Raw genomic sequence first — 12787 nt, forward strand, 5'->3', positions numbered from 1 at the left:
AGCATGCCGGCCGCGGAACGTTCAGTCCACCACCACCGCGCGCGGTTTCTGCAGCGACAGCAGGCCGAGCAGCGCGGCCAGGGCGACATAGCCGCCGGCGAATTGCCAGGCGATCAACTTGGGCAGGCCGCTCAGCGTCCACGGCAGATAGATGCCGCCGCGCGGGTCCACCGAATGGATCAACCCGAACAGGGTCAACCCGGCCGCCACCAGCAGGAACACCGCGGCGCGGCGCAGGCGTCCGTCCACCATCGCCGCCACCGCCGCGGTCCACAGCATCGCGGTGATGATGAAGCCGTTGCCGAGGGTGAAGATCACCGCCAGCTCGGGCAACCCATGGCCGTCCAGCGTGGTGGTCAGCGCGGCCAGCTTGTCCGCCGGGATCCAGCCCGGCGCCTTGATCGCCAGCAGGTAGGCCACCGACGGCAGGAAGCCCAGCACCATCGCCCCGGCATGGCGCTTGGGCGTGGCCTGGAACGCCTGGGTGGTGATGTCGATGGCCACGTACACGATGATCGGCGCCAGCACCGCCAGCGGCAGCCACTGCACCAGTCCGGCGACCAGGCCGAGCATGCCGCCCAGGCCGATGAACAGCCCGGTCAGCAGCGTGTAGCCGCTGCGCGCGCCCATGTGCTTGTACGCCGGCTGGCCGATGTAGGGCGTGGTCTGGGCGACGCCGCCGCAGATGCCGGCGACCAGGGTCGAGCAGGCCTCGACCAGCAGGATGTCGCGGGTGCGGTAGTCGTCGCCGGCGGCGCGCGCGCTCTCGCTGACGTTGATGCCGCCGACCACCATCAGCAGGCCGAACGGCAGCAGCAGCGGCAGCAACGGCACGGTGTCGGGCAGGCCGGCGACGAAGCCCAGGCTCGGCCACGGCAGCACCAGCTGCGGCGCCACCCACTGCGGCGCCTGGTAGCCGGGGATGCCGAAACCGGCCGCGTTCGACCAGTAGTACAGGCCGGTGCCCAGCACCAGCGCCAGCGGCACGCCGGGCACGCCGTACGGCAGCCGGCCCTTGGCGATCAGCACGTACAGCAGCAGGCCCAGCACGACCAGCCCGACCAGCGGCGCGCGCAGCGTCTCCAGCAGCGGCAGGAAGCCCATCAGCACCAGCGCGATGCCGGCGATCGAACCGAGCAGCGCCGCGCGCGGCAAGGCGCGGGTGACCGCGTCGCCGAAGAACGACAGCACCGTCTTCAGCACGCCCATCACCACCAGCGAGGCCATGCCCAGGTGCCAGGTGGCGATCGCCGCGGCCTGCGGATCCAGACCCTGCTGCTTGTAGTGCACGAACGCCGGGCCCAGCACCAGCAGCGCCATGCCGATGCTGGTCGGCGCATCCAGGCCCAGCGGCATCGCGGTGACGTCGCTGCGCCCGCTGCGCGCGGCCAGCCTGCGCGCCATCCACGTGTACAGCAGATTGCCGATCAGCACGCCGAAGGCGGTGCCGGGAATCATCCGCGTGTAGATCACCTCGGCCGGGAACTGGAAGATCCCGACCAGCGCCATGGTGATGAAGCCGAGGATCGACAGGTTGTCGACCACCAGCCCGAAGAAACCGTTGAGGTCGCCGGCAACGAACCAGCGCGGGCGCGACGTAGGAGGAGCGATGCTGGGCATGCGGGCGATGGCTAGGTGAGGGATCGATGGATGGTAATGGAAGCGGCGCTTGCCGATTGGCGCGCGAACAGGGATGCAGCATCCCGGCCTGCGCCCGTGCGCCGCGGCTACAGCGCCAGATGCAGGAACTGGTTGAACGCGCTCGGCACGTAATCGGCGAACGCCGGTCCATTGCGAAAGCCGCGGCGCCGGTACAGGCCCAGTGCCGCGTCGAAGGCCGCGCCGCTGCCGGTCTCCAGGCTCAGCCGGCGCAGGCCGGCGCCGCGCGCGGCGGCCACGATGTGCTCCAGCAGCGCCGCGGCCGCGCCCTGGCGCAGGAACTCCGGATGGGTGCGCATCGACTTCAGTTCGCCGCCGCCGTCGTCCAGCACGCGCAACGCACCGACCGCGGCCAACGCATCGCCGCGCCAGACGCTCCACACGGTCACATCCGGACGCTGCAATCCGGACAGGTCCAGCGCATAGACGCTGCCCGGCGGCGACTGCGCATGCATCTGCTGCAGGTGGTATTCGAGCAACGCCTGCACCGCCGCACCGGACAGATCGTCCCGCCGAATCGAGAACGTCGCCGCCGGCGCTTTTCCGGGTCCCGAGTCCCCAGTCCCGAGTCCCGGCTTCAGAAAGACACCTCGACCGGCTGCCGCGACCACAGCACCGACTGGTGCCCGGTCGCCTGCTTCCACGCCAGCCGGATCGCCTCGATGTCGGCGCGGCGTTGCGGCGTGTCCTCGTGCAGGATCACCAGCACCTTGGTGTTGAGCCGGTTCGGTTCCTTGGCGCCGCGGAACAGCCACTGCCCGTAGGCGTCGAACACGGTCAGGCCGTCGGGGAAGCGCGGCGTGACCTGCTTGTCCAAGAACGCGCGCCACTGCGCCTGGCTGATCGGCTCGGCCTGCGGGCGGTCGGCCGGGCCGCTCTCCTCGCCGACGCCGAAGTACAGCTCGCTGCGCACCCAGCCGCTGGCCTGCGCCGGCCGCGCGGCATCGCCCTGCATGGCGGCAGCGACCTTGGCCGGCGCGGTGGAAGCAGACGGCGCCACGCTGGCGCAGGCGGTCAGGGCCAGGAACACGGCAAGCAACGGGGCACGCAGCAGCATCGGCAGGTCTCGGAAGCGAACGGAAAGACGGGATGGTAGGCGACGGCGGCCGCGCGCACCCGATAACCGCCGGGCATCAGCTCATGCCAAACGCAGCGGATCGGGCGGCTCGCGGCCGCGTTAACGATAAGCTAATATATCGCTTCATCCGGATGGATGTAACCAAATTCGATCGTCCGCGGCGCATGGACCACCGCCGCGGCCGGTCTTCGCGCCACCGCAGGAGAGAGCCCCCATGTCGTACCCGTTCGCCCGGCCGCTGAGCCTGGCCATCGCCCTGGCCTTGTCGGCCCCCGCCCTGGCGCAGCAGGCCGAGCCCGCCGCCGCGACCAACCTGGACACGGTGATCGTCACCGGTACCCGCGCCAGCGGCCGCACCGTGCTCGAGTCCACCGCGCCGGTCGACGTGCTCAGCGCCGAGGACATCCGCAAGGCCGGCGTGGTCAACGGCGAGCTGGGCAGCGCGCTGCAGGCGCTGCTGCCGTCGTTCAACTTCCCGCGCCAGTCCAACTCCGGCGGTGCCGACCACATCCGCGCCGCGCAGCTGCGCGGGCTCTCGCCCGACCAAGTGCTGGTGCTGGTCAACGGCAAGCGCCGCCACACCTCGGCGCTGGTCAACACCGACAGCAAGATCGGCAAGGGCACCACCCCGGTCGACTTCAACGCGATCCCGGTCAGCGCGATCCAGCGCATCGAGGTGCTGCGCGACGGCGCCGGCGCGCAGTACGGTTCGGACGCGGTGGCCGGGGTGATCAACGTGATCCTCGACGACGATCCGGACAGCGGCGCACTGGAAGCCAGCTTCGGCGCCCACCACACCGACGTGCAGCCGATCGACCGCACCGTCACCGACGGCCAGACCAGCTACGCCAGCGCCAAGGTCGGCACGCGCCTGGGCGAGGACGGCGGCTTCTTCAAGGTCGGCCTGGAACTGAAGAACCGCGAAGGCACCAACCGCGCCGGCTACGACCAGATCCCGCCGTTCGAAGCGCAGACCCCGGCCAACCTGGCCCTGGCCGGCAAGCGCAACTACGTGCTCGGCGATGGCGCCAGCAAGGACCTCAACGCCTGGATCAACGGCAAGCTGCCGTTTGGCCAGAGCAGCGAGTTCTATTTCTTCGGCACCTACAACCAGCGCGACACGCAGGGCGCCAACTACTTCCGCTATCCCGACAGCGACGCCAACTGGACCGAGGTCTACCCGAACGGTTACCGCCCGGTGTCGCTGGGCGAGAACCGCGACCTGCAGGGCGTGGCCGGCGCGCGCGGGCAATGGGGCGAGTGGGCGTACGACGCCAGCCTCGACTACGGCCGCAACGACTTCACCTACCGGCTGAAGAACTCGCTCAACGCCTCGCTCGGCCCGGGCAGCACGACCCGCTTCAAGACCGGCGACTACGCCTTCGAGCAGAGCGTGGCCAACCTGGATCTGAGCCGCAGCTTCGACGCGGCCGGCGCCACCCACAGCTTCGGCAGCGGCGTGGAATTTCGCCGCGAGCACTACCGCACCCGCCCCGGCGATCCGGCCAGCTACGCCGCCGGCGCCTTCACCGACCGTCCCACCGGCGCCCAGGCCGGCGGCGGGCTGACCCCGCAGGACGCGGCCGACCTGTCGCGCAACGTCGCCAGCGCCTACGCCAGCCTGTCCAGCCAGTTCGGCGACAAGTTCTCCACCGACCTGGCCGCGCGCTACGAGCACTACCAGGATTTCGGCGGCGAACTGACCGGCAAGCTGGCCGCGCGCTACGAGTTCGTGCCGGCGTTCGCGCTGCGCGGCGCGATCTCCAACAACTTCCATGCGCCGTCGCTGAGCCAGATCGGCTACGAAGCCACCTCCACCGGCTACGACGCCGCCGGCCAGCTGCAGCAGGGCCGCCTGCTGTCGGTCAACAACCCGATCGCGCAGGCGCTGGGCGCGAAAGAACTGAAGCCGGAGAAGTCGCTGAACTACAGCCTCGGCTTCACCAGCCGCATCGGCGCGCACTTCGACCTGTCGCTGGACCTGTTCCAGATCGACATCGACGACCGCATCGCGCTGTCCGAAGACATCAGCGGCGACGCGCTGACCGCGTTCGTGGCGCAGAACTTCGGCGTCAGCGGCCTGCAGAGCGCCAGCTTCTTCGTCAACGCCGCCGACACCCGCACCCGCGGCGCCGAGCTGGTCAGCAACTGGCGGCAGGCGCTGGGCAACGGCCAGCTGCAGCTGACCGGCACCTGGAGCTACGCCAAGACCGAGCTGAAGAACGTGGTCGCCACCCCGGCGCAGCTGCTGGCGCTGAATCCGGACTACGTGCTGTTCGGCGTGGAGGAGAGCAACACCCTGACCGACGCCGCCCCACGCACCCGCGCGCAGTTCGCGGCGAACTGGAGCAACGACCGCTGGGCGCTGCAGACCCGCGTCAGCCGCTACGGCAGCGCGACCCGCGTGTTCGACTTCGGCGGCGGCTTCGTGCCGCGGCAGACCTACGGCGCCGAGTGGCAGCTCGACGCCGAGGTCGAGTACCGCATCACGCCGCAGTGGAGCGTGGCGCTGGGCGGGCAGAACCTCACCGACAACTACTCCGACCGCTCCAACGAAGACATCTACTACTTCGGCAACCTGCCCTACGACGTGCTGTCGCCGATCGGCAGCAATGGCGCTTATTACTATGGGCGGGTGCGGTTTACCTTTTGACGCGGGACTCGGGACCCGGGACCCGGCAAAGCCGATTCGGCGATATCGCGCACGAATCGGCGGCATCTTCCAATGCAGGGGCGCGTGCGCCCCTGCATTGGTATCGGACGCGGATCCGCCCGATTTCTGCGTTAGCGGCCTGGGTCGTGCGCCGCTCCACCTGGCGCTAACGCTGTCTCGTTCATGATGAATGGATGGCTGACGCGCTCCCCCTCCGACCGCCGCCGCCGCGCCTGGACGATGCCTGTGCATTGTTCCTGGACGTGGATGGCACCCTCATCGCGTTCGCCGACCGTCCCGACGGCGTGCACCTGCTGCCCGAGGTGCGCGAGGCGATCGGCCGCATCAGCGACCGCTTGCACGGCGCGCTGGCGCTGGTCAGCGGCCGGCCGCTGGCGCAGTTGGACGCATTGTTCGCGCCCTTGCGCTTGCCGGCGGCCGGCCTGCACGGCCACGAGTTGCGCAGCGACATCAACGCGCGCGCGGCGATGCCCGCCGACACCTCGCAGTGGCTGCATGGCTTGCATCAGCGCGCCGCGCACCTGCGCCAGGCGCACCCGGGCGTGCTGATCGAAGACAAGGGCGCCAGCCTGGCGCTGCACTGGCGCGCCGCGCCGGACGCAGGCGCGCAGGTGCTGGCCTTCGCCCAGGCGCAGATGGACGCATTGCCCGGTTACCGACTGCAACCCGGCGACCACGTGGTCGAGTTCGTGCCCGAGGGCAGCGACAAGGGCCAGGCGGTGACCACGCTGCTGCAGCATCCGCCGTTCCAGGGCCGGCGCCCGGTGTTCGTCGGCGACGACCTCACCGACGAATTCGGTTTCGACGCGGCCAACCGCGCCGGCGGCTGGAGCGTGCTGGTCGGCGCCCGCGAACACAGCGCGGCGACGTTCGCATTGCCCGATACACACGGCGTGCACGCATGGCTGCGCGACAACGCCGCATGAGCGCGGCGCGTGTGGCGGCGTGCGCCAACCCGCCCGCGCGCGCCGCCCAGTGCGCCTTCGCTTTCTCCCCGTCCCTGCACAAGGATCTGCCCGCTCCATGAGCTCCCCCAACCTCGACCTCGGCGTGATCGGCAACGGCAGTTTCGGCGCACTGGTCGACAAGCAGGCCCGCGTGGTGTGGAGCTGCCTGCCCGCCTTCGACGGCGATCCGGCGTTCTGCGCATTGCTGTCCCCGCGCGACCACCCCGGCGGCGATTTCAGCATCGAGCTGGAGGATTTCGTCGACAGCGAACAGCACTATCTGGCCAACACCGCGATCCTGCGCACCGTGCTGCGCGACGCGCACGGCGGCGCGGTGGAGGTGATCGACTTCGCGCCGCGCTGGCGCAACCACGGCCGCTTCTACCGGCCGGTCAGCATCATCCGCCAGGTGCGGCCGCTGTCCGGCAACCCGCGCATCCGCGTGCTGGCGCGGCCGCTGGCCGACTGGGGCGCGCGCCAGCCGGAAAGCACCTGGGGCAGCAACCACGTGCGCTGGCTGCTGCCGGACTTCACCCTGCGCCTGACCACCGACGTGCCGGTGCGCTTCATCCGCGACGAACTGCCGTTCGTGCTCAACCATCCGGTCAACCTGATGCTCGGCGTGGACGAATCGCTGACCCGCTCGCTGACCGGCTACATCCAGGAAGCGCAGGAACGCACCGAGGAATACTGGCGCGAGTGGGTGCGCTACCTGTCGGTGCCGCTGGACTGGCAGGACGCGGTGATCCGCAGCGCGATCACCCTGAAGCTGTGCCAGTACGAGGACAGCGGCGCGATCATCGCGGCGATGACCACCTCCATCCCCGAAGCGCCGGACACCCCGCGCAACTGGGACTACCGCTACTGCTGGCTGCGCGACGCCGCCTTCGTGGTGCGCGCGCTGAACCGGCTCGGCGCCACCCGCACCATGGAACAGTTCCTCGGCTACATCTTCAACATCGCCACCACCGACGGCAGCCTGCAGCCGCTGTACGGCATCGGCTTCGAGGCGGCATTGGAGGAACACGAGGTCGAATCGCTGGCCGGCTACCGCGGCATGGGTCCGGTGCGGCGCGGCAACCTGGCCTGGATCCAGAAGCAGCACGACGTGTACGGCAGCGTGGTGCTGGCCTCCACCCAGCTGTTCTTCGACCTGCGCCTGAAGGACCCCGGCGACGCCGACACTTTCCTGCGCCTGGAGCCGCTGGGCGAGCGCGCCTTCGCGCTGCACGACGTCCCCGACGCCGGCCTGTGGGAATTCCGCGGCCGCGCCGAGGTGCACACCTACACCAGCGCGATGTGCTGGGCCGCCTGCGACCGCCTGGCCAAGATCGCCGCGCGGCTGGGCATCGATGCGCGCGTGGCCTACTGGCGCGAGCGCGCCGACACCATCCACGCGCGGGTGCTGGCCGAGTCCTGGAGCGCCGAGCGCGGCCACTTCACCGACACGTTCAACGGCCATCGCCTGGACGCCTCGCTGCTGTTGCTGGCCGACATCGGCTTCATCGCCCCGGACGATGCGCGCTTCGTCGCCACGGTCGAGGCGATCGGCCGCGACCTCAAGCACGGCGACGCGTTGTACCGCTACGTGGCGCCGGACGATTTCGGCGAGCCGGAAACCAGCTTCACCATCTGCACGTTCTGGTACATCGACGCGCTCGCCGCGATCGGGCGCAAGGACGAGGCGCGCGAACTGTTCGAGCGCATCCTCGCGCGCCGCAATCACCTGGGCTTGCTGTCGGAGGATCTAGCCTTCGACAACGGCGAGGCCTGGGGCAATTTCCCGCAGACCTATTCGCATGTCGGGTTGATCATCGCCGCGATGCGGTTGTCGCGCAGCTGGCAGGAGGCATCATGAGCAGATTGGTGGTGGTATCCAACCGCGTGGCCTTGCCCGGCGAGAACCGCGCCGGCGGCCTGGCGGTAGGCTTGCTCGCCGCGTTGAAGGAACGCGGCGGAGTGTGGTTCGGCTGGAGCGGCAAAACCGTGCGCGGCGACAGCGGCGCGATGCACGAGCAGACCCAGGGCGACATCCGCTTCGTCACCATGGATCTCAACCGCGCCGACCTGGACGCCTACTACAACGGTTTCGCCAACCGCACGCTGTGGCCGCTGCTGCACTTCCGCCTGGACCTGGTCGACTACGACCGCGCCACCCGCGAGGGCTACCGCCGGGTCAACGCGATGTTCGCCGAGAAGCTGGCGCCGCTGCTGCGCGACGACGACACGGTGTGGATCCACGACTACCACCTGATCCCGCTGGCCTCGCTGCTGCGCGAGCGCGGCATCGGCTGCAAGATCGGTTTCTTCCTGCACGTGCCGTTCCCCTCGGCGGACCTGATCCAGGCCCTGCCCGACCATGCGCGGCTGTTCTCCGGCTTCTACGCCTACGATCTGGTCGGCTTCCAGACCCAGCGCGACGTGGACCGCTTCCAGGCCTACGTGCGTCTGTTCGGCGGCGGCAAGGTGATCAAGGACGGCGTGCTGGAAGCGCCCGGCGGGCGCCGTTTCCGCGCCGAGAAGTTCCCGATCGGCATCGACACCGAACTGATCGCGCAGCAGGCGCGCGCGGCGGTGGCCAAGCCGGCGGTGCGCGATCTGCGCAGCAGCCTGCGCGACCGCCAGCTGGCGATCGGCGTGGACCGGCTCGACTACTCCAAGGGCCTGCCCGAACGCTTCCTCGGCTTCGAGCGCTACCTGGAACGGCATCCGGACCAGCGCGGCAGCCTCACCTACCTGCAGATCGCGCCGGTCTCGCGCGGCGACGTCGCCGAGTACAAGCAACTGCGCAACCAGCTCGAGCAGATCGCCGGGCACATCAACGGCGGCCACGCCGAGCCGGACTGGACGCCGCTGCGCTACGTCAACCGCAACTTCACCCACGCCACCCTGACCGGCTTCTACCGTGCCGCCCAGGTCGGTCTGGTGACGCCGCTGCGCGACGGCATGAACCTGGTGGCCAAGGAATACGTGGCCGCGCAGGACCCGGAGAATCCCGGCGTGCTGGTGCTGTCGCTGCTGGCCGGCGCCGCCGACGAACTGAAGGAAGCGCTGCTGGTCAATCCGCACGACCTGGACGGCGTCGCCGACGCGATCGCCACCGCCGCCTCGCTGTCCAAGGCCAAGCGCATCGAACGCTGGCAGACCATGATGGAGCACCTGCGCAAGAACGACATCGGCGTCTGGCGGCAGCGCTACCTGCAGGCGCTGGAACGCTGAGGCCTGCGCCACGCTGCGCTGTACGCGGCTGCCGGCGGCGCGGCGTGCGGTGTAGGAAAGCAGCCGGCGCATCGGCGGCAAGCTGCCACGTTGGGCAACCGTCCCGCGAAGGGTAGCGCGCCCGCACTTGCGGACATGGGCGCCGCAGCGCTTCGCAGCGCGAAGACTCCACGTACCGGCGCGCTTCGCGAACGCTGCACTGCCGGGTGACCCCAATCCCAGTCCGGCACCGGCGTCGGGATCGCCCGCCTCACAGGACGGAAGGTTCCGCCTGCCGTCACGGTCCGATGACCTGCGGGCCTTAAAATTACGCGTACGCACCGCGCTTTTCTGCACCCTGGGAGGGGTAGCGCGATGTTGCCGTTGTGCGCAGGACCACCGCCGATGCGGCCATGCCCTCGCCTGCTCCCTCCACGACCCGCCTCCGCCGCACCGCGACGCCTCCGGGTCCCCGTCAGACGCTCCCCCATCCCCATGAACGATCACACCCCGAAACACGGACCCGGCCACTGGCTGTTCGCCGCCTATGCCGTGGTCATCGCCCTAGTGGGCATCGCGCTCGCCTTCATGGGCGGGCAACTGGTCGCCGTCGGCGGCTCCTGGTACTACCTGCTGGCCGGGCTGGCGCTGGCCGTGTCCGGCATGCTGCTGGCGCTCGGCCGCCGCGCCGGGCTGTGGCTGTTCGGCGCGACGCTGGCGACGACCATCGCCTGGGCGCTGGCCGAGGTCGGCCTGGACGGCTGGGCGCTGATCCCGCGCCTGGCGATGATCTCGGTACTCGGTCTGCTGCTGTTGCCGTTCTGGAAGGTGGCGCGCTGGCGCCTGGCGCCGCTGTCCGGCCCGGGCTACGTGCTGGTCGCTGGGGTGCTGCCGGTGCTGGGCGCGCTGCTGGTGTTCGTGCCGCTGTTCTTCCCGCGCACGGTGCAGCTGGCCGATCCGGCGCTGGCCGCGCAGCGCCCGCAGGCCGCGTTCAGCCGCGCCGCGGTGAACAGCCCCGATGGCAACGTCGCCGCCAACCACGATGCCGGCAACTGGACCGCCTATGCCGGTTCCAACCTGTCCAACCACTACAGCCCCGGCGCGCAGATCACCCCGGACAACGTCAAGGACCTGAAGATCGCCTGGGAATTCCATACCGGCGACCTCAAGCCGGAAGGCTCCAAGCTCGGCTATGCGTTCCAGAACACGCCGCTGAAGGTCGGCGATCTGGTCTACATCTGCACCCCCACGCAGAAGGTGATCGCGGTCGAGGCCACCACTGGCAAGGAGCGCTGGCGCTTCGATCCCAAGACCAATCCGAAGGCGATGGCAGGCGTCGCCGCCACCACCTGCCGCGGCGTGTCCTATTTCGAGGCCACCACGCCGGTCGCCGAATGCGCCAAGCGCATCTTCTGGCCGATGGTCGACGGCCGCCTGGGCGCGCTCGACGCCGCCACCGGCAAACTGTGCGAGAGCTTCGGCGACCACGGCTACGTCGATCTGAACAAGGACACCGGCAACACCAAGCCCGGCTTCGTCGGCCCGACCTCGCCGCCGGTGGTGATGCGCGGCGTGGTCATCCAGCCCACCGGCCAGGTCCGCGACGGCCAGGAACGCGATGCGCCGTCGGGCGTGGTGCGCGCCTTCGACGCGGTCAGCGGCCAGCTGCGCTGGGCCTGGGACTTGGGCAACCCGGCGATCGACGCCGCGCCGCCGGCCGGCCAGACCTATACCCGCTCCACCCCCAACGTGTGGTCGCTGATGGCCGCCGACGACGAGCTCGGCCTGGTCTACCTGCCCACCGGCAACGCCGCCGGCGACTTCTTCGGCAAGGGCCGCACGCCGCAGGAGGAGGAATACACCGCCTCGCTGGTCGCGGTGGACGCGGCCACCGGCAAGGAACGCTGGCACTTCCGCACCGTCAACCACGACCTGTGGGATTACGACATCGGCCCGCAGCCGAACCTGGTCGATTTCCCGGTTCCCGGCGGCGGCACCCGCCCGGCGGTGATCCAGGCGACCAAGTCCGGCCAGGTGTTCGTGCTCGACCGCGAGACCGGCAAGCCGATCATGCCGGTGCAGCAGATCCCGGTGCCGCAGGGCACCGACCACGGCGACTGGACCGCCAAGACCCAGCCGGTGTCGCCGGGCATGCCCAACACGGTTGGCGCGCCGAGCAAGGACTACGAGACCATCGTCGAGTCCGATGCCTGGGGCATCACCCCGTTCGACCAGTTGGCCTGCCGCATCCAGTTCAAGCAATTGCGCTACGAAGGCATGTTCACCCCGCCCAGCCTGGGCGGCTCGCTGTCGTTCACCGGCAACCACGGCGGCATCAACTGGGGCGGCGTGTCGGTCGACCTGCAGCGCGGCATCATGGTGATGAACAGCAATCGCCTGCCGTACACCGAGAACGTGTACCCGCGGCAGGAGATGAACGAGCTTGGCGTGGTCTCGGTGTTCAACGGCAAGAGCAAGACGCCCGGCTACATGGCCCAGGAAGGCCTGGCCTATGGCGCACGCAAGGAGCCGTGGATGTCGCCGCTGAACACGCCGTGCATCGCGCCGCCGTGGGGCTACGTCTCCGGTGTGGACCTGCGCACCCAGCAGGTGATCTGGCGGCGGCCGCTGGGCACCGGCTACGACCAGGGACCGATGGGCATCCCGTCGAAGATGAAGTTCGAGCTGGGCACGCCCAACAACAGCGGCTCGCTGGCCACCGCCGGCGGCGTCACCTTCATCGGCGCGGCGCTGGACAACTTCCTGCGCGGCTACGACACCCAGACCGGCAAGCTGCTGTGGGAAGTGCGGGTGCCGGCCGGCCCGCAGGCCGCGCCGCTGAGCTACACGGTCGACGGCAAGCAGTACATCGTCGCCGCGATCGGCGGCCACGACCGCATGGAGACCAAGCCCGGCGACAGCGTGATCGCCTGGACCCTGCCCGACGCCGCCGCGACGAAGTAGACCGCGTCACCGCCCGATCGACCCGACCGGCCGTCGCAAGGCGGCCGGTTTCGTTTGGCGCGGGTGCGGCGCCCGCGGCGGCAGCGGTGGTGGGCGGCAACGGTGGCGCCACGGCAAGCGGCAGAGGCCACGATCTATCGCAGTGCAGCAAAAAATGCAGCGTATTCAGCGACCTATTTCGCGCATTCAGGCGCCATGTTTCCGACGAGCGGCGTCCGCTGCGGTCAAGTCGGCGGAGGTGCCGGCCGATACTGGAAGACATTCACC

Annotated in this window: 8 protein-coding genes; 5 read left to right on the plus strand and 3 right to left on the minus strand. The window is 69.8% G+C overall.

Going from position 1 to position 12787, the window contains the following annotated elements:
* Positions 1–21: 21 nt before the first annotated feature.
* From VDQ83_RS03870 to VDQ83_RS03880, 3 genes are all read right to left on the minus strand, one after another.
* On the minus strand, positions 22–1620 hold the full coding sequence (locus VDQ83_RS03870; RefSeq protein WP_455433929.1) for a hypothetical protein: 1599 nt from the start codon (positions 1618–1620) through the stop codon (positions 22–24).
* Between the two features lie 107 nt (positions 1621–1727).
* Positions 1728–2147, minus strand: a complete 420-nt coding sequence (locus VDQ83_RS03875) for a GNAT family N-acetyltransferase (protein ID WP_455433930.1) — start codon at positions 2145–2147, stop codon at positions 1728–1730.
* 89 nt (positions 2148–2236) lie between these two features.
* Positions 2237–2716 carry a DUF3574 domain-containing protein gene (locus VDQ83_RS03880; protein ID WP_263395430.1) on the minus strand — a complete coding sequence of 160 codons (480 nt, stop codon included), beginning with the start codon at positions 2714–2716 and terminating at the stop codon, positions 2237–2239.
* Between the two features lie 235 nt (positions 2717–2951).
* On the opposite strand from VDQ83_RS03880, the gene VDQ83_RS03885 reads away from it, so the two are divergent.
* The 5 genes from VDQ83_RS03885 to VDQ83_RS03905 all read left to right on the plus strand — a co-directional run bounded on the left by VDQ83_RS03885 (position 2952) and on the right by VDQ83_RS03905 (position 12520).
* Complete coding sequence (locus VDQ83_RS03885) at positions 2952–5390, plus strand: TonB-dependent receptor plug domain-containing protein (RefSeq protein WP_455433931.1); 2439 nt, start codon at positions 2952–2954, stop codon at positions 5388–5390.
* A 194-nt stretch (positions 5391–5584) separates the two neighbouring features.
* Positions 5585–6337 carry a trehalose-phosphatase gene (otsB, locus tag VDQ83_RS03890; RefSeq protein ID WP_309921301.1) on the plus strand — a complete coding sequence of 251 codons (753 nt, stop codon included), beginning with the start codon at positions 5585–5587 and terminating at the stop codon, positions 6335–6337.
* 97 nt (positions 6338–6434) lie between these two features.
* On the plus strand, positions 6435–8216 hold the full coding sequence (locus VDQ83_RS03895; protein WP_455433932.1) for a glycoside hydrolase family 15 protein: 1782 nt from the start codon (positions 6435–6437) through the stop codon (positions 8214–8216).
* Positions 8213–9577 carry an alpha,alpha-trehalose-phosphate synthase (UDP-forming) gene (otsA, locus tag VDQ83_RS03900; protein WP_263395434.1) on the plus strand — a complete coding sequence of 455 codons (1365 nt, stop codon included), beginning with the start codon at positions 8213–8215 and terminating at the stop codon, positions 9575–9577. Before VDQ83_RS03895 ends, otsA begins: the two co-directional genes overlap by 4 nt.
* 513 nt (positions 9578–10090) lie before the next feature.
* Positions 10091–12520, plus strand: a complete 2430-nt coding sequence (locus VDQ83_RS03905; protein WP_455434006.1) for a membrane-bound PQQ-dependent dehydrogenase, glucose/quinate/shikimate family — start codon at positions 10091–10093, stop codon at positions 12518–12520.
* Positions 12521–12787 lie beyond the last annotated feature (267 nt).

The organism is Xanthomonas sp. WHRI 7945 (assembly GCF_035026585.1).